The following is a 17754-nucleotide window of genomic DNA, read 5'->3' on the forward strand; positions in this document are numbered from 1 at the left end:
AGGAAATCAGTGTAGTGTATAAAGAGTCATTATTTCCTACGAAGCAAGTGCAGTATTGATTGACCTTGAGGGAGGCAATCCCCGAGGTTTTTTATTTATATGGACGTTCGCCTTGTCAACGAGTAAGAAACTGAATACCTTATGACATATAACCATAAAAGGAGGAAAACACATGAGTGAAGTTCTAAGACACGGATACCATCATTGTCATCAGGGTCACGGTTCAGTTGGGGCAATATTGGTTCTTTTTATCTTGTTGGTGATAATTACTAGTTCTTTCTGTGCTTGGGTATAATTCTCTCGCCCAAGGCTGTTATGCCCGTTTCTTTAATGGCATAAGTGTCATGCATGATTGCCTTCATGGCTTAATTCCTATTCTGAACTGTTGCCTAAGTGTGATAAAGTCCCCAAGACTTTAACTTTCATATCCATTCAAAAGGCCATGAAGCCCATGCCTACATGGCCTTTCTTCCGAATTTACCATATGCAACACCGATATTCACCTATCACTTCGCTCATGAATCATTCCACCTACCTTATCGTATGATGGTTACATAGAAAGGTAAGGGTGTACAAAAAAAGTTGAATGTGGAAGGGGGGAGCAGCATTTAGTACTTATCAACTACAGCCCCCAATGTAATCCCTCTCACATAAGGTTTTCCACTGAGTACCTGAAACTCTTCTGCTGTCCCTGTAACAACCACGCCCAAAATACGAACATCACTCGCATCCGGTTTAGATTTATCTTTCTTTAAATAATTGTAGATTCGCTTGAAATCATAATGGTAGTTTCCTTTCAGCTGAACTCCCCGTTCCAAAGCATCAAGAAACGGCTGTTCCGTTGCTTCAATTGCAGGTTCGGTTGGGGAGATGCCAAATCCGTGAGCCCATGACTCTGAATGAGGAATTGCGTAGCTCTTGTTTCCGTTTCCATCGATATAGGGTTCATAAATTTTTTTGTTATCGTAGGTGTCCACCCAATACCAAGTCTGGGTTAGTCCTGAAGGAGTCAGCTGTTTCACCTCACTTAATGAATAGCTTTTGTCAAAAGAAATGGCCATTTCAACCAGCTTTGCTGGATCCATTTCCTGAAGCAGGGGGAGATCATTAAGGATTTTGCCGTTATAATCTACTCCGGGAATATAAAACAGCATTTCTCGTTGCCCGTTCAGACCATTGTAACTGCGTGAATACTCATAACTGTTTTTTTGCATGTGAGCATCGGGTATTGAAATGCTTTGCTTGGTACTTCCAGACAAGGAAGCGAAACTGCTTTTTGTTATACCACTTTTGTTTTTAACGAAAGCGATAAATCCCTACAATATTTTAGGAATTTTTAATATTTTCCCACTTTTTTCTTAAGCAATCTTTTCTATTCTTAATGCATTGGGAAACGTAACAAGCCAGGATGGAGGTCTGAACTTAACTGAGAAAGGATGGATCGGTCAATCATGAAAAAATGGCTCCGTAAGGATGCTTCGGCGGCCATGTTGTTTCTCGTGCCAAGTGGTATCGGATTTGCACTCTTTTATCTTATTCCATTTGTCATGGGCGTGTACTATTCCTTTATGAGCCAATCGGTGGACGGTCATTTTGTGGGGCTCGATAATTATCTGGAGCTGCTTGGAAGTGGTTCCTTCCGCAAGGCGGCATCCAACACGTTTTACTTCAGCGCGGTCAGTGTTCCGCTTATGGTCATGCTGTCCCTGGGATTAGCGATGCTATTGAATAAAAATATATATATTCAAAAATGGCTTCGGACAGCTTATGTCATGCCGCTTGTTGTGCCCGTCGCCTCCATCATCATGATCTGGCAGCTGATATTTGATTGGAACGGCTCCCTGAACGCCTGGCTGAACAGCTATGGATATGAACGGGTGGACTGGATGAAGACGGAATCGGCACGTGGGGTCGTAATCATGGTGTATCTATGGAAGAACATCGGTTACAACGTCATTTTATTCCTGGCGGGGCTGCAGCAAATTCCGAAGGATTACTACGAAACGGCCCGGATTGAAGGGGCTGGTCGTTTACGACAATTCCGAAGCGTGACGCTGGTCTATCTGACTTCCACCATGTTTTTTGTTGTAATTATGTCCATTATCAACTCATTCAAAGTGTTTCGGGAAACGTATCTGATCGCAGGTGATTATCCTCATGACAGCATTTACATGATGCAGCATTATATGAACAATATGTTTGCATCACTCGACATTCAGAAGCTGACCGCAGCGGCATCCTTGATGTTTGTCTGTATTATGCTGATCGTCCTGGTACTTTTTGCGATTGAACGACGGCATCGACAGTACATGGAATAGGAGGTGGAGCGAAGTCTGTGCGAGTAGTCTACATATTGAAAAAAAGTGCTTTAACGTTTCTCATGGGCGTTATTGCTGTGATCTTAATGTCACCTATTGTGATTACATTCACAAATTCATTGATGACAGAACTGGAAATTGAGATCAATTATGGCCTCATCGGGCAAATGAATGAAGCGACTCCAGGTAGAGACGACTCCTTTGCAAACCTGAAACTGATTCCGGACAAGGTGTCTTTTGCACAATATGGGAAGGTGTTCATCGACAATCCGAAATATTTGACCATGTTTTGGAATTCCGTGTTCATGGTGGTGCCAATCATTGCGGGCCAGACCCTCGTAGCAGCCCTAGCTGCCTATGCATTCTCCAAGCTGAAATTCCGCGGCCGGGATCCTATGTTTCTTGTATATGTCATGACGATGCTCATGCCATTCCAAGTAACGCTGGTACCAAACTATATTATGGTCGATAAGCTTGGCATGCTGAATACCACAGGCGCCATCATCTATCCTGGTATTTTCGCAGCATTTGGCGTGTTTATGCTCAGACAGTTCATGCTGGATATTCCCTATGCCTACATTGAAGCTGCCAAAATGGATGGCGCCGGGCACTTGCGGATATTTATGACGATGATCGTTCCGATGATTAAGCCAGGACTGGCCGCTCTCGTGATTTTGCTGTTCGTTGACTATTGGAACATGGTGGAACAGCCGCTTGTTTTTCTGGACGACCCATTCAAGCAGCCGCTGTCCGTTTTTTTATCCAGTATCCATGATAGCGAGCGGGGGATTGCCTTTGCTGCATCCTTCCTCTATATGGCCCCGATGGTGATGTTATTTCTGTACGCGGAGTCGTATTTTATTGAGGGCATTCAATTGTCAGGAGTTAAGGGTTAACTTTTCAGGGCGGTTTTTAGGAGGAGAAAAAAGGATATGGAGTTAGGAAAAGGGGTTGCTGACCAAAGACGAAAGCGAATTATTCAAATCGTGTTCATGGGTTTTATGGGATTGCTGCTGTTCTTCACGTTGTTCAGTAACACGCTGCAATCACTCACCTTGCCGAAGGTGACTACGGAACAGCCGAAAATGGGAGGCATCGAGTTAGCAATCGAAGGAAGCGGAATCCTTCAGTCGATTGCTGATGCTAAACTATCCAGTTCAACGGACTGGAAGGTTCAGCAGATTCTCGTGAAAGAAGGGGAACGTGTTAAGAAGGGGCAGAAGCTCATCACCTATGATAGTCAATCGGCAAGACAAGAAATAGAACTTGAAGTAACGAATCTGGAAAAGCAGAGAATCGAGCATCAGAATCTTCAGGACCAGTTTATTCAGTCGTCCATCGATGAAGATGAACTTAAGCAGCGCAGCGCAAAACGTGAAATTGAAAAAGGTAAACTTGATATAGTTGCGCAGGAACGCAAGATCAACCAGATGAGAGAACGTCTGTCAAAAGATCAAGTACTGACGGCTCCGTTCAACGGGATTGTAACCAAGCTGAATGCAGTAGAAGGACTGTCATCTGCGGGCGAGCCGGATGTCATTATCTCGAACAGCAGCCAAGGCTACCGATTTGAAGTGGGTGCGGATGCCAAGCGCTTGTCCAGCATAGGGGTATCCATCGGAGAGCGGATTGAGGTTGAGGTAGATACAGATAACAAGCAGCGAAGCAGTGTCATGGACGGTGTCATTGAAGAAATAACCAATGCGGAGCCGCTTATAGAGGGGGGATCGGATGAAGGAGCGGTGACGACAACCGTCCCTCAAAAGATCATTCGCATTAAGATCATAGATGCCAAGCTGAAGGGAGGTGAGCAGGCTCGAATCAAAATCGAGAAAAGCTCACACGAAAAAGGACTGCTTGTTTCAAGCGGCGCTGTTCATCAGGATCGGGAAGGCATGTATGTTTTTGTGGTTGAAGAGCAGCCAGGTGCACTCGGTAATGTATTTGTTGCCCGTAAAGTGAACATTGAAATCAGTGAAAAGAATGACAAAGAAACGATGATCCAATCCGATCGCATCTATAAAGAGGATAAGATCATTCTGAAAAGCAGTGAGCCTCTGCAAGATGGAAACCGTATTCGATTGGAATAGTGAGGCGTTTCAATAAGAAAAGATCAGGAGGAATTTGTAACATGAAAAAATGGCTATCGATCATTTCAATGGGTGTTATTATCGCAAGTTTAACCGCATGCGGCTCTGGAGAAAGCGGGAAGGCGGATCAGTCCACAACGAAAGAGGGAAAAACGGTGCTCACCCTGTCGCTGTTAGAGTCGAGTCCGTTCTATAAGACGCTGGAAAAAAAGTTTGAAGAGAAACATCCGGATATTGATCTGCAGATCCATGAATCTAAAGACTATGAGAAGTATCGAAACACAACGAATACAGCCATGTTATCGGGAAAAGGCATGGATATCATTGAAGCTGACGTCCTGCCTCTTAATGAATATGTGAGCAAAGGTTTTCTTCTCGATATGAATGATTTACTGGAGCAAGAACAGACGTTGAACAAAGACGATTTACAAACCACTATTTTGGACGGTTTGAAGGTGAATGAGGGGGTTTACGTGATCCCTTCGGGCTATTCCTTCAGTGTGTTTGTAGGTGACGGGGACATGCTGGGCAGCGCCAATGTGAAGTTCGATGATCAGACCTGGAACTTGAAGGAGTTCGAGCAAGTTTCGAAGGAAGTTATCCAAAAGAATCGTGGTGCCGATGAACTTTATGCGTTGGCAGACTATCCGCCGGAATACCTTTTTCAGGAGATGTTATTTACGAACTACACTGCGTTTGTTGAGGCTTCCGCCAAAAAGGCAAAGTTCGACTCGCCCGAATTTGTGGATCTGCTCCAGCAAGCTAAGAAAATGTCTGACGATAAAATCATCACATCAGAAGTGGCAAAGGCGGGCAATCAATTGTTCTACTCCAGCCGGATCGGATCACCAACTGATTTTATCGAAGGCCCTTATACGATTTTTGATAATCCCAAGCTATTGCAAATACCGCAAGCGGGAGAAGCCGGAGATCGTACAGGCGCGAGAGTTGTTCCTTTGTCTCAGTTCGTAATCAATGCCAAAACGCCGGTAAGAGATGAAGCCTGGAAGTTCATCACTTTCTTATTGTCTGAAGAAGCACAATCGATACAAGAAAGAACAGGGTTCTCGATGCTTAAATCCGTGAATGAAAAGATGATCAATGACCTTCAGGAAAAAGTGAAAAGCGGCGATTATACGCTTTCGAATGGGGAGCAGGCAAAAGTATCTGATGAACAATTTACCGTGTTTAAACAAATTGTTGAATCCGCCGATCAATACGTGGAACTGGATGCTAAAGTGTTAAACATTGCCCGTGAAGAGTCCTATGCGTTCTTCAGCGGACAGAAGACTGCGGAAGAAGTGGCTAAGCTGATCCAGAACCGGGTAACCACCTATTTAAACGAATAGGAAGATGACAGGAAGCAGCCCACATACGTGCGCTGCTTCCTATTTCACAGAAGAGGGAAAGCGAAATATAGATTTTTTTATCGGGAGGTACATTTATGCACAGGCCAAAAAAATACATGGCAGTGGTGCTATGCGCTGCGGTGTTGAGTCAATCTTTTGCCTTTGACACATACGGGGCATACGCAGCTGATTCGTCCCTTTCCAAATCTGCTGCAGCCGCGTCGATGTTCACACTGGATCAACTCGGCTCGGTCGCATTGAAGCAGAGCGTCAGTGTGAAGCTGACGGATATGAATATTTTTGCACAACCTGACGGGAATATCCTCACGTACACGCTTCGTTACAACAATAACAGTGGCAGCAGAGTAGATCTTATCGATTATTTTTCCAAGGTTTCCACGCCAAGTGGCGCCATCGTAAAAGGAAAAGTTGTGACGAGTGATGCTGGTAAAAGAACGGTGCCTGCGAACAGCAGTCACTCCGTGACGTACTATGTGAACATTGGACGATCGGCACAGGTAAACGGAATGAAGGTTTCCATATTCGGATGGGATTTTAGCAGCGCCACTTATGAGAAGAAGCTGGGAGGTTTCACGATTCCGGCCCAGTACGCATCTGTAGTTCCTGTAGGCAAGAGCAAGAAGATGAAGATGAATAATCTTTCAGTTACGGCCAAGGCAGATACGGTACAGAGGTATACAATCCATGGAAAAGTATATATAAAACTGGGGATGAAGCTCTCAAATGGAGGAACCGAGGTGCTTAGCGATCCCGGATATAAAGCATATCTCAAATCGGCCGGCGGCTCGATATTTGAACTCTTGCCCGAATCGGGTAGCACTGGCTACAAGCTCCAGCCTCAGGAGAGCAGAACCATCTACTGTTGGGCGGAGATTCCTTCCACGATGAAGACGAATGGTATGACATTGCAGCTGGCGCAGGAAGACGAAGCATTGAAAATACATCTTCCGGTGCAATCGTTTAAACTTACTGCGGCAGCTTCGGATATCGCGGTGGCTAAAGGCAACAGCGCAAAGCTTATGATGAAGCAGCAGCCTGTTACGGTCAAGGCAGAAAAAATGCAGCGTATGAAACATAATGGGAAAGTGTATTTGAGAGTCGGGGTCAATGTTGCAAACGGAGGTAAGAAGGTGCTAAGTGACCCTGGATATAAAGTACAACTAAAGTCGGCCGGCGGCTCGGTATTCGACCTTGTGCCTGAGGACGAAACAGGAGGCAGTTTCAAGATCCAGCCAGGGCAGAAGCGAACGATTTATTATCTGGCAGAGGTTCCGTCCACACTCAAAACCGATAATATGACGATGCAATTCATGCAGGAAGATGAAGCTTTAAAAATGACGCTGCCAGTAAAAACCTTCAAGCTGCCTTCCGTTACGGCTGATGTTCCTGCGGCGGATTATGCCGTCAAAACAATATCCGTTCATCACCTTATGATTGAAACGCAGTTGAAACATGCTTCCGTATATGCTGAGAACGATACCGGGAAATGGAGCCTGCAATTCCGAGTTAAAAATCTTGGTGAAAAATCATTGAAGCTGCCGGCTTATGAGCTTTCGATCCTCACCCATGAAGGCTACAGCATCCCGGTGAATGCGAAGGCACTCGCCAATGTTACGCTGAAGCCGTTAGAAGAGAAGCTGATGGATCTCCGTGCAGATGTACCATTGCACATGCAACAGAATATGCTGCAGCTGCAATTAACGGAGCCTGCGGTGGAGGGGAAGATCAGCTTCCCGGCTGCCCACTATAAAATTCCTTATGCTCAGGAAGGTAAAAGCCATCTGGGCTCAGAAAACGTCATCGAGAACGACCATGGGACATTCGGCGTAAAGCTGAGCTCATATCAGCGGCTGCCATGGGGAGATGGGGATCAGATTGCAGCCCGTATCAGCATTCGTAACACCAAAGCGTTAACCGTACAGCTGCCTGAACTCAAAGCCCAAGTTAAGGCAGATATGCGAGACCTCAGCAGTACAGCTCAAATCGTGATTCCGAATGATCAGACGACTCTGGCGCCTAATGAAACCGTAGAGATGTATGTACTTGCCAACGTACCGTATTCCTACAATTTCAATCAATTACGAATTGAGCTGCAGGAAGTTTCAGGAGAGGACCTCACGAGGTTTCTGTCGCTAAATACCCGGGCGGTCAACAATGTGGTGAACCAGGTTGCTGCTGGCGAATCCTATCGTATCGATACTCCTGGCAAGAAAGCGGAGGTCCGTGAACGAATGAGTACCGTTTACCAGGACAGCAGTTCCAATTTGATCTACACGGAACTGGAGATGACCAGTCAGGAAACACGTCAATCCAAGCAGGCGCAGCTGGTGGCTTACTACAAAACACCGGACAACGAGTATTTTGAGGCAGAGGTCAATCAATCGTCCGTCAAGACAGGCCCGAACGGAAAAAATCTGGTGACCGTTTGGAGCAAGCTTCCGCTGAATGTGAATACTTCACAGCTTGTATTGTATATCGGCGAAGGTGTAGCAGGCGAAAAGTTGACAGATCAGCGGGAAGAATCAACGGAAGTTATTGGATCGATCAATACGGTGGGATTAGCACTTAGCCCTAGAGCTATCCAACCAGCAACGAATCTAGGAAATGTGGAATTGTTTCCTTATAAACTCTCCATTACGAGAGGGGAAGCTAGACTTAGTGAAGGGAAAGACACGCTCAATACCGCTATTCATTATAACCTCTCAAGGAATGGCGATTACGAGACAGGTGAATATGAACATAAACTCATTATGGAGATGATTGACCCGACCGGACAATCCACGGAGAAGACGTTAACACTCGGCACCGATTTGACCATCGGCAGCAATAAATCATACACCATTACAGTGAATAACAACTTCAGCAAAAACGTAAGTGGTGGGGGAGTTCGCATCAATCTGTATGATGAGTTCCAAGGGCGGAGAATGCTGCTTGGAAGCCAGTCGTTTCCGATTATTTATGAAGAGAATCAGGTGAACAAGTCGGATAGCGATTAAATATGATCTATATAGATTGAACTAATGAAAAGAAGAACCTCAACGGAGAAGACGGAATTATTCTGGAGAAGCGGTAGCGGTCGCCCGAAAGCTTTCCAAAGGAAAGCTCGCATCGGAAGCATATACAGCACCCGGATTTCAACCATTTTTAAATAGATTGATAGAAATCTGGGGGCAACAGCGATCGGAAGAATAATCCGTATTCGTAGTGATGCTCGGGCTGAGAATCTTTAGTTCAACTTATATAGACATAACTCTTTAAGAATTCTAAAAGGATTCTTGAGATATTCCAACTAGACTGGTATAGTCGGGAGGTGCTTACAAGCGGTTGGATTGAATTACTGAATCCTCCTGCCTGTAGTCTCAAGTTTCAATAATGTTGCAAAGTGAACGAAGAGGATGGATACCATGAAGCGGATTACAATTCTCATTGCGGACGATGAGGCAGAAATTGCGGACCTGATTGAGCTGCACTTAAAAAAGGAAGGCTATGATGTCCTTAAAGCGGCGGACGGGCAGGAGGCGGTACAAGCAGCTCAGACGCATTCCGTCGATCTGGCGATACTGGATATTATGATGCCCAAGCTGGATGGTTATGAAGTCATCCGGCAAATTCGGGAACAACATCACATGCCGATCATTTTTTTGAGCGCCAAAACGTCCGATCTTGATAAAATTGCTGGGCTGGTGAGAGGCGCAGACGATTATATGACCAAGCCCTTCAACCCGATGGAGCTGATCGCGCGCGTGAATGCCCACCTTCGCCGTTATATGCAAATGAGTCAACCGACGACTTCCGGCAAACCCGCGCTGGAAGCGGGAGGGGTGGTCATTTACCCCGATCAGCGGATTGTGACCCTGTACGGCGAAACGATCGAGCTGACGCCCAAAGAATTTGACATATTGCACTTACTGGCCAGTTACCCAAAAAAGGTGTTTAGTACCGAAAATATATTCCAGCACGTATGGGGCGAGGCCTACTTTGAAACAAGCAATACGGTTATGGTGCATATTCGGACATTGCGGAAAAAGCTGCATGAAGATACAAACAAAAACAAGCTGATCAAAACGGTTTGGGGGGTAGGCTATACGTTCAATGGCTAACTTGATACGAAGCTTCCGCTCCAAAATGATTGTGCTCTTCGGCTTAAGCATGCTTATATCCGGCATCATCATGTTCGCATTATATAAAATTCTGCAATATTATTACCGAACTCAGGTCAAATTCGAGGATCCGCTGGCTTATGTCCGCTTGTTCATAAGAACGGTCGGGGACATTAATTTTTTTCTGATATTTTTTATCCCGTTGGCGGTCTTTTTTTTCTTACTGCTTACGAAGCCTTATGTGGCTTATTTTAATGAAATTTCTGCGGGGATTCGGCATCTCGCCAACGGCGATTTTGACAAGCGGGTTTCGATTGCGTCCCGGGACGAATTCGGGGATATCGCGGCGGATATCAATCTGACCGGTGAGATGCTCAAGCAAGCGGTGGCGAGAGGAGATTTTGCCGAGAGCAGCAAAGATCAGCTGATACTGAATTTGGCCCATGATTTGCGTACGCCCCTCACTTCCGTTATCGGTTATCTGGATTTCATTCTCAGGGACGAGTTATTGACCCCGGAACAGGTTCGGCATTATACAGGCATTGCTTTCGCGAAGTCGAAGCGCCTGGAGAAGCTGATCGATGAATTGTTCGAAATCACGAGAATGAATTACGGTATGCTGCCGGTCGAAAAAGCACCCATCGATTTAAGCGAGCTGCTTACGCAGTTAAGCGAAGAATTACTTCCGGTTTTTGAGAAGAACAAACTGAAAGCCCGATTGTTTGTTACTCCGCATCTGATCATTTCGGGTGATGGTGACTTGCTGGCACGCGTGTTTGAAAATTTGCTGACCAATGCGATTCGGTACGGCAACGACGGTCAGTTTGTCGATATTCACGCTTTCCTTGAAGCAGAAGTAGCGGTAGTTCAGGTGATTAACTTTGGCGACCGCATCCATCCGAACGAACTGCCGCATCTATTTGACATGTTTTATACTGGCGATAAATCCCGGAATCATCGGGAGGGCAGCACAGGCCTCGGCTTATTTATCTCGAAAAATATCGTGATGCAGCATCATGGAACGATTACGGCCGACAGCAGCTTGATTCGTACAGCTTTTGAAGTACGGCTGCCGCGAGGCATGCAGATACCTGAATAAAAAATGGTAGGGACTGACTATGGAAGGGGGCGCGGAGGGCGATTTGCGGAAATATGTATGGGTATGGATATGGTTCGGTTTATTAGCTGTTATCGGCTTGGCCGCTTATGGCGCAAGCTCCTCGATTGACTTCCAGTCATCCGGGAAATTTGAGATTAACGGTAAAACCGTGAGGCTTCCTGTAATTAACTACAACGGAAACGTCTACGTCCCGCTTCGCCTTGTAGGGGAAGAAATGCATTCCGAAGTTTATTATGATGAGAACAAGGAATTAATCTCGATCAAACAGCATAGCTTAGCATTCGATGAGCAAATAGAGGCACCCGTTCCATCCATTGCTTATGAGCACGAGTATAAGGATGGTAGCGTATGGATGCAGGAGATTCCGCTGCTGCAGGGAAACTCCTGCTGGAATGGATGTCTGGAAATGAACGATCCGGTAGTACAATGGGTGTCTGAAGCCGGGTATCCACCGGTTCGCATGAAGCGTGGATCAAATCTTGTCATCACTTATCCGACTGGATTGGAGCCTGACGGATTGATGATATCTAACGTCCTTGATACGGGCAACGGCACAGAACAGTATATTGAGATGATGGCGGATAATCATCGAGTACAGCTGCCAACGGAACAGGGATTTTATACGATTTTAGTTAATTCGGACTGGGAGAGAGGATTCACCTCGTATGCTTTTGTTATCCATATTACGGACTCCGATGATCTAGGCGATTCATCATGAATTAGAAGCGTTAGCGAATGCGTCGGTGTCACTTTTCAAAATTAAAAGTCTAAAAACCCCATCATGTTTTCATGATGGGGTTATATTCATTGTCAAACTGCCTGACTGGACACTTCAATGCTATTCATGATCTATCCGTTTGTACTAAGCGCCAACAACCGTTTTAGATTATCGTCGATAAATTGATTATCGGCACTGTTGATCCCGCGTCCGGCAAAGTGGCCCCAGATCGACTCGATCGGATGAAGAACAGCATTAGGCATAAGTTTGGCCTCGTATTCGTTATCGTCGGCCGAGCAGAAGAGATCCGTGCTCCCTGGCATGATGCAGGCCAGTGCTTGAATACTTCTGAGCGCCTTATCGAAATCTCCGTTATAGGAGGGGGTTGCGCTAATATCTGCATGTTGTCCTGTCCATAACATGGCCAGGACATTGTGCGGATCCATCTTCATAAAGCTATCTTCCCAGACGCCAGTCATAAAATCCGCCAAGGATTCAAACCCCATCTCACGATAAAGTCCCTCTCTGTAAAATGCCTGCGATACGCCCCATCCTGCATAGACTCGACCAACGGCACGCATGTCGGCAGAAGTCAGCTGATGGAGTTTACTTGAGTCGAAGTGGACTGCAGCCAAGAGCGCGGCTTTCATTCCGTCCAGGACTACATTCGTGTGGGGCCAGGTCTTGGCTAAGCCGGCGAAAGGTGCAATTCGTTCCACCATGTCGGGATAACTTGCCCCCCATTGGAAGGCTTGAATACCTCCCATGGACCATCCCACTACAAGCGCGATCCTTTGAATGCCGAATTTTTCGGTTACCAGCCGATGTTGTAATGTAACGTTGTCATAGATGGTTACCTGCGGAAAATGGGCCCGGTCGAACGGGGGAGGCGTGTTGCTGGGTGACGAGGATAATCCATTGCCCAGCAGATTTGGAACGATGATGAAATATTTGTGCGGATCCAGTGCCATGCCGTGTCCGATCAGCCATTCGTTCTGGACATGCTGGTCGCCAAAAGCCGTTGGATAGACGATGACATTATCTTTCTTTTCATTCAATGTTCCATAAGTCTTATAAGCAAGAAAAGCGTCCGGTAGCGTTACTCCTGATTGCAAGGTTACGTCACCCAAATCATAAATCTCATAATCCATCGTGTTGTTAACTCCCTTCAAAATAAAACCAACTTGTAGAATGTATTTCTTGTGATTAGTATAGATCTGTTATACTCTCAATAAAAGTGAATGGATTTCAAAACAGCATTCAATTTTATTGAAAGTAAAAGTAAAAGGGGGAAGGCATAATGGAATTGCGCCAACTGAATACGTTCCGCACGGTTGCTTCAACATTAAACTTCAGTCGGGCTGCGGAAGTGCTGAACTATGTTCCTTCCAACGTCACGATGCAAATAAAAGCATTGGAGGATGAGCTTGGTGTTCGCCTCTTTGACCGCTTGGGCAAGCAGCTCGTTCTCACAACGGCGGGTAAGCGTTTTTTAACTCATATTCAAGGAGTTCTAAACCAATTGGACGAAGCTCGCAGCGTTGTTCATGACAATGAACATCATCTGAGCGGCACCTTAACGATAAGTGCCAACGAGGTTATATGCGCCTATCGGCTTCCAGCGGTCTTTCAATTATATCGCTCACGTAATCCGGGAGTACGCCTTATCTTCCGTTCCGTACCCAATCAAGAGCTCAAGCAGACGCTCTTTGAGGGAACCGCGGATGTTGTCTTCATGTTGGACGAACCTATTCGATCGAGCGGACTTGCAGTGGAACCGCTGCTGGAAGAAACGTTCCGCTTATTCGCTGCACCAGATCACCCGCTCGCCAAACGAAGTGTTCTGCAGCTGGAAGATTTTCACGGGGAAGTGTTCCTGACGAATGAAAAGGGTTGTCCCTATCGAACCATGTTTGACCGGTCATTTGAGAAAGAGGGCATTGATAGTATCACGTATTTAGAGTTTCAAAGTGCCGAAGCCATTAAACAATGTGCAATCTCGGGAATCGGTATTGCCTTTCTTCCTGAAATAACGACGGAAGCCGAGGTTGAACGGGGAGAACTTGTTCCTCTTCCATGGCAAATTCCAGATCTGCACGTGTATACACAGATGTCATGGCATAAAGACAAGTGGCTATCACCGATCATATTATCTTTCATTGAAGCTGCAAGGGAGGTTATTGCAAGCGTGGAGGAGGATAAAAACCGCATACGAGATCCAAGGGATTAGAGCTGACGACCCTTGAGGAATACTTTATAGGCGCGGCGATTGCTCATATTTATTCGAGAAAGATTGGTTGTTGGACCGTTAGTTGCGGAAGTGTTGCCAAAATTCGCAGGACAAACAAGGCCCGTGAATGGATTACGGGCCTCTTCTTCATGAGTTACAGACTTATGTCTCGGCTCGAAAGGTTTTGCCTAAAGCTTGGCCTAGACCATAATAGTGCCGGAAATTGTAGATAAGCGGACTCCATTTGCCTGGGTCAATGTGTTGTTCATTCTTCATGATGTCCTGATGGGCATGCACATGCACAGCCTGCGTTTCTATAATGGCAAAAAAGGGTGAATCCTCAGGCACCCGAATGTGATTTACCCTGGCTTCAATCTGGATCGGACACTCCAGAATACGAGTCGGCCTGACAACGACGGAATCCACTGGCGTTAATCCGCTTCGTTCAAACTTATCTTTTTCATATGTAAATCCGCTCTCAAGTTTATAGTCCGGAACAGGATATTTCCCTGTCAATGGGGCTAATTGTTCGACATTCTCCCATAACGAAGGGTCCGGTATATTGATGACGCATTCAGGATGTCGTTCCAGATTCTCAATCGCTTTACCCCCAAGGCCGATGCCTAGAATGATATATTCTCCCAGCGCCCATGATGAGGAGATTGGACTAATATTAACGGTGTGATCTTCATTTAGCGTGTTGAGCAGTATAACCGGGGTTCCATAATATAGGATTCTCGGTTTAATTATTTTTGTGTTTATCTTTTGAGCGGTTTTCTTCATACCATCGTTCCTCCCATGAACTATTCTATCTCCACTCATTGTAAAATAAAAAAGGTTCGATGCTCATCGAAATATGGATTACATTAGGGGGGAAGAAGATGAATCCGAATCCAAACATATCACAGATCGCCTCACTGGTAAGCGATGCATCGAGAGCAGCCATCTTGACCGCCTTGTTGGATGGGCGATATCATCCGGCAGGAGAACTAGCGCATATGGCAAATATTAAACCGCAAACGGCCAGCTTTCATTTATCCAAAATGGTTACAGCGAATCTGGTCACCGTTGAAAAACAGGGAAGGCATCGTTATTACGGAATAGCGAATCAGGAAGTAGCCCGGATCATGGAGACCCTTTTATCCATATCGCCACCTGTTGAAATAAGATCATTAAACCAAGCCTTGGAGCATAAAGCGATACGCCATGCAAGGACATGCTACGATCATCTTGCAGGGAGTCTGGGAATCCAGTTGACGGATTCGCTTCTCAGCGCAGGAGTCTTATCCGATGTGGGCGATCAATTTACGGTTACAGAAAAGGGAGTTGCCTTCTTCCAGACATTCCAGATCGATCTGGAACGCGTGAAGAAAAAGCGCCGCTCCTTCACGCATCGATGCCTGGATTGGAGTGAGAGACGTCATCACCTTGCCGGAGCATTAGGCCATGCCCTGCTAGAAAGGCTATTAGAATTAGCTTGGATACAACGCATGCCAAAAACCAGGGCTATATCTATCACGCCGGAAGGCAAAAGGGGGCTAAAAGAAACATTCCATATTGATATCGAATAGGCACCATACACATGGGGCAAGCCTATCGCGCGCGCTGTGACGGGATACAATCGTTCTGGAAGCGATGCTTAACCAAAGGGGCTTGAGATCCCGGAGAGGTTTACAAAACTGTCTGTACCAGCATGAACATGGGCTATCTTCCCGGAGCCGCTGCTTTTGCGGTTTTTGGGCTACAAGTTCTTGTTCCGAGTTGAGGACAAGAACTTGTTTTTTTTCTGTAGAGGACAAAACTTGTACGAGTCTAAAGTGAATACAGATTCAACGATCCTGGTTCTTGACTCCCCACTCACATAAGCCTTCCAAAACAGGCAATAGGGTTTCCGCTTTCTCTGTGAGACTGTATTCCACCTTAGGGGGAACTTGAGGGTATTCTATCCGTTTCACCATGCCGTCTGCCTCCAACTCTTTAAGTTGTGAACTTAACATTTTATAAGTGATTGCTCCGATCTGCCTTTTCAGATCATTAAAGCGAACTGTCCCGTTCTCGGCGAGAAGGTAGATAATGACCATTTTCCATTTCCCGCCAATCACCGATAAGGTATAACCAAATGGCGTATCTTGAATATTTCTAACCTTACCTTTAAATTCAGCCATACTCATGTTTACACTATCCTTTCTGGAAGTACCTATCTAAAAAGCATATACTGTTTTTTTGTATGATTACATTTTAAACTAGATCTACTTTAAGTAAAGGGGATTATGAGTCCGTATGCTAATCTTTTCTTGAATGATTATTGCGAAATAAAGGCACCAGACGGACTAACCTTAGCCATTGCATAAATGTTGTACAATGAAGTCAGGTAAACCATTGCTTGCGCACACATGCGCTGCAAACGGAGAAAGGACAATATCAATATGGAAAACGTATCTATTTCAGATCAGTTGGAATCCATAAGGTCTCTGCAATCGACAGTCAGCAAACTCAAGAATGCCCTGTCCCAGATGAATCAAAGTGGTGCAAATACTACTCTCGTAAAGAAACGACTTCAAGCTGTTTCTATTGGCTTATCCATGCTGGAGCACGTTTGGAATCAAAGCCCCCATCATCACGGCCAGGAAGAATTAGCAGCTGCTCGCCATGTTATAAATGGTTTATTACCATCCATCCAGAACAGCTACGCTAAGTCTAAGGCTGGCAGTCCCCAAAGAACGCTTCTGGAAAGAAGAATGAGAGCGTTGGAACTTGCTGTTCAAGCGATTGACGATTACACCTCATAAGAAAGGGGAGGGAGTATTCGGGGGCATGAAACGATCGATTCTGTGAGGCTGGAAAAATAATTTATAAAAATAGTTGACGGCACCACTACTCGGTGTTACGATGTACGTGTAATAAGTAATACTAAATAGCGTGATTTCCATAAGCTACGGAGTAAAACTTCCCTTGGAACTATGTTGTACTGAATATATAGGTCAGACTAATTAGAGGAGGGACGAAATAAAGGAGGTTCTGAATATGGACAATTTAACTGAAATGCTGAAGGGTTCGCTGGAAGGCTGCGTATTGGAAATCATCAGCCGCCATGAAACCTATGGCTACGAGATTACCCGCCGATTGAACGATCTAGGGTTTACCGAAGTCGTGGAAGGGACAGTCTACACCATCCTCGTGCGATTAGAAAAGAAACAGCTGGTGAACATCGAAAAGAAGCCGTCAGATATGGGGCCGCCCCGCAAATTTTACTCGCTTAATGAAGCTGGCCGCCAGGAACTTGAATTGTTCTGGGAGAAGTGGGATTTTGTATCATCCAAAATCAACGATTTGAGATCAAAGGAGGATAAAAATTAATATGATGGAACTGTTCAAAAAATTGATCGGTGATAAAAAAGAATACAAGATGATGATGGCACGGGTGGATGCCCTGCCAGAGGATTATCAGTTCGTATTTAAGAAAATTCAAAACTATATGTGGAATTTCGCAACAGGCAGCGGAATGGATATGCTGTACATTCAATATGAATTAATCGAATTGTTTGAAGGTGGTGCGGCGGAAGGAAGACAAGTGCTGGATATCACCGGAGACGATGTGGCTTCCTTCGCCGATGAATTAGTCGCAAATGCGAAAACCTATGTCGCCAAATACCGCGAAGATTTGAATCAGAGCATCCAGAACCGGTTGGGAAAAAATAAATAAATAGATCATATCGACTGATTAGCTGGTTACCCAATGTGAATTGCCGCCTTCGCTATTCAGTTATATTTTTGGTCCGGTACTAAGTAATACTTATTATAAGTCAGA

At 45.4% G+C, this 17754-nt stretch carries 17 protein-coding genes; 13 read left to right on the forward strand and 4 right to left on the reverse strand.

The window, feature by feature from the left end:
* Positions 1-608: 608 nt before the first annotated feature.
* Positions 609-1259: an anti-sigma factor C-terminal domain-containing protein gene (locus M2277_RS07620; protein WP_148247218.1), complete on the reverse strand. Its 651-nt coding sequence runs from the start codon at positions 1257-1259 to the stop codon at positions 609-611.
* A gap of 192 nt (positions 1260-1451) precedes the next feature.
* Between M2277_RS07620 and M2277_RS07625 the strand changes: the two genes are divergently transcribed.
* The 8 genes from M2277_RS07625 (at position 1452) to M2277_RS07660 (ending at position 11716) form a co-directional block, all read left to right on the forward strand.
* Positions 1452-2318, forward strand: coding sequence for a carbohydrate ABC transporter permease (locus M2277_RS07625; protein ID WP_280754509.1), 867 nt, complete (start codon positions 1452-1454; stop codon positions 2316-2318).
* 17 nt (positions 2319-2335) lie between these two features.
* Positions 2336-3214: a carbohydrate ABC transporter permease gene (locus M2277_RS07630; RefSeq protein WP_280754510.1), complete on the forward strand. Its 879-nt coding sequence runs from the start codon at positions 2336-2338 to the stop codon at positions 3212-3214.
* A gap of 36 nt (positions 3215-3250) precedes the next feature.
* Positions 3251-4408, forward strand: a complete 1158-nt coding sequence (locus tag M2277_RS07635; RefSeq protein ID WP_280754511.1) for an efflux RND transporter periplasmic adaptor subunit — start codon at positions 3251-3253, stop codon at positions 4406-4408.
* Between the two features lie 41 nt (positions 4409-4449).
* Entirely contained in the window at positions 4450-5757 is a 1308-nt protein-coding gene (locus M2277_RS07640) for an ABC transporter substrate-binding protein (RefSeq protein ID WP_280754512.1), read from the forward strand.
* A 95-nt stretch (positions 5758-5852) separates the two neighbouring features.
* Complete coding sequence (locus M2277_RS07645; RefSeq protein ID WP_280754513.1) at positions 5853-8774, forward strand: hypothetical protein; 2922 nt, start codon at positions 5853-5855, stop codon at positions 8772-8774.
* Positions 8775-9182: 408 nt separating this feature from the next.
* Entirely contained in the window at positions 9183-9878 is a 696-nt protein-coding gene (locus M2277_RS07650) for a response regulator transcription factor (protein ID WP_280754514.1), read from the forward strand.
* Positions 9871-10977: a sensor histidine kinase gene (locus M2277_RS07655; protein ID WP_063480731.1), complete on the forward strand. Its 1107-nt coding sequence runs from the start codon at positions 9871-9873 to the stop codon at positions 10975-10977. Before M2277_RS07650 ends, M2277_RS07655 begins: the two co-directional genes overlap by 8 nt.
* A 43-nt stretch (positions 10978-11020) precedes the next feature.
* A complete protein-coding gene (locus M2277_RS07660) occupies positions 11021-11716 on the forward strand; it encodes a stalk domain-containing protein (RefSeq protein ID WP_280754515.1) in 696 nt (231 codons plus the stop codon).
* Between the two features lie 131 nt (positions 11717-11847).
* On the opposite strand, the gene M2277_RS07665 is transcribed toward M2277_RS07660, so the two are convergent.
* Positions 11848-12867, reverse strand: coding sequence for an alpha/beta fold hydrolase (locus M2277_RS07665; RefSeq protein WP_006210318.1), 1020 nt, complete (start codon positions 12865-12867; stop codon positions 11848-11850).
* Positions 12868-13016: 149 nt separating this feature from the next.
* Here M2277_RS07665 and M2277_RS07670 point away from each other — a divergent pair, with 149 nt between their 5' ends.
* A complete protein-coding gene (locus tag M2277_RS07670; RefSeq protein WP_280754516.1) occupies positions 13017-13946 on the forward strand; it encodes a LysR family transcriptional regulator in 930 nt (309 codons plus the stop codon).
* A 162-nt stretch (positions 13947-14108) separates the two neighbouring features.
* Here M2277_RS07670 and M2277_RS07675 read toward each other — a convergent pair whose 3' ends face one another.
* Entirely contained in the window at positions 14109-14729 is a 621-nt protein-coding gene (locus M2277_RS07675) for a flavin reductase family protein (protein ID WP_063480734.1), read from the reverse strand.
* Positions 14730-14827: 98 nt separating this feature from the next.
* On the opposite strand from M2277_RS07675, the gene M2277_RS07680 reads away from it, so the two are divergent.
* Entirely contained in the window at positions 14828-15517 is a 690-nt protein-coding gene (locus M2277_RS07680) for an ArsR/SmtB family transcription factor (RefSeq protein ID WP_006210311.1), read from the forward strand.
* A gap of 258 nt (positions 15518-15775) precedes the next feature.
* Here M2277_RS07680 and M2277_RS07685 read toward each other — a convergent pair whose 3' ends face one another.
* A complete protein-coding gene (locus M2277_RS07685; RefSeq protein ID WP_006210310.1) occupies positions 15776-16117 on the reverse strand; it encodes a winged helix-turn-helix transcriptional regulator in 342 nt (113 codons plus the stop codon).
* A gap of 255 nt (positions 16118-16372) precedes the next feature.
* On the opposite strand from M2277_RS07685, the gene M2277_RS07690 reads away from it, so the two are divergent.
* The 3 genes from M2277_RS07690 to M2277_RS07700 all read left to right on the forward strand — a co-directional run bounded on the left by M2277_RS07690 (position 16373) and on the right by M2277_RS07700 (position 17649).
* Positions 16373-16735 carry a hypothetical protein gene (locus M2277_RS07690; protein ID WP_006210309.1) on the forward strand — a complete coding sequence of 121 codons (363 nt, stop codon included), beginning with the start codon at positions 16373-16375 and terminating at the stop codon, positions 16733-16735.
* 235 nt (positions 16736-16970) lie between these two features.
* Entirely contained in the window at positions 16971-17303 is a 333-nt protein-coding gene (locus M2277_RS07695) for a PadR family transcriptional regulator (protein ID WP_006210308.1), read from the forward strand.
* Between the two features lies 1 nt (position 17304).
* Positions 17305-17649, forward strand: coding sequence for a DUF1048 domain-containing protein (locus M2277_RS07700; RefSeq protein WP_280754517.1), 345 nt, complete (start codon positions 17305-17307; stop codon positions 17647-17649).
* The last annotated feature ends 105 nt before the right edge of the window (positions 17650-17754 follow it).

It is taken from the genome of Paenibacillus sp. LBL (assembly GCF_029893715.1).
In the GTDB taxonomy this organism is placed as follows: Bacteria; Bacillota; Bacilli; order Paenibacillales; family Paenibacillaceae; genus Paenibacillus_AQ; species Paenibacillus_AQ glucanolyticus.

Coding starts and splice junctions, on each gene's coding strand:
- M2277_RS07625 (WP_280754509.1), top strand. CDS start 1,452: ATGAAAAAATGGCTCCGTAAGGATGCTTCGGCGGCCATGTTGTTTCTC.
- M2277_RS07635 (WP_280754511.1), top strand. CDS start 3,251: ATGGAGTTAGGAAAAGGGGTTGCTGACCAAAGACGAAAGCGAATTATT.
- M2277_RS07640 (WP_280754512.1), top strand. CDS start 4,450: ATGAAAAAATGGCTATCGATCATTTCAATGGGTGTTATTATCGCAAGT.
- M2277_RS07645 (WP_280754513.1), top strand. CDS start 5,853: ATGCACAGGCCAAAAAAATACATGGCAGTGGTGCTATGCGCTGCGGTG.
- M2277_RS07650 (WP_280754514.1), top strand. CDS start 9,183: ATGAAGCGGATTACAATTCTCATTGCGGACGATGAGGCAGAAATTGCG.
- M2277_RS07655 (WP_063480731.1), top strand. CDS start 9,871: ATGGCTAACTTGATACGAAGCTTCCGCTCCAAAATGATTGTGCTCTTC.
- M2277_RS07665 (WP_006210318.1), bottom strand. CDS start 12,867: ATGGATTATGAGATTTATGATTTGGGTGACGTAACCTTGCAATCAGGA.
- M2277_RS07670 (WP_280754516.1), top strand. CDS start 13,017: ATGGAATTGCGCCAACTGAATACGTTCCGCACGGTTGCTTCAACATTA.
- M2277_RS07675 (WP_063480734.1), bottom strand. CDS start 14,729: ATGAAGAAAACCGCTCAAAAGATAAACACAAAAATAATTAAACCGAGA.
- M2277_RS07680 (WP_006210311.1), top strand. CDS start 14,828: ATGAATCCGAATCCAAACATATCACAGATCGCCTCACTGGTAAGCGAT.
- M2277_RS07685 (WP_006210310.1), bottom strand. CDS start 16,117: ATGAGTATGGCTGAATTTAAAGGTAAGGTTAGAAATATTCAAGATACG.
- M2277_RS07690 (WP_006210309.1), top strand. CDS start 16,373: ATGGAAAACGTATCTATTTCAGATCAGTTGGAATCCATAAGGTCTCTG.
- M2277_RS07695 (WP_006210308.1), top strand. CDS start 16,971: ATGGACAATTTAACTGAAATGCTGAAGGGTTCGCTGGAAGGCTGCGTA.
- M2277_RS07700 (WP_280754517.1), top strand. CDS start 17,305: ATGATGGAACTGTTCAAAAAATTGATCGGTGATAAAAAAGAATACAAG.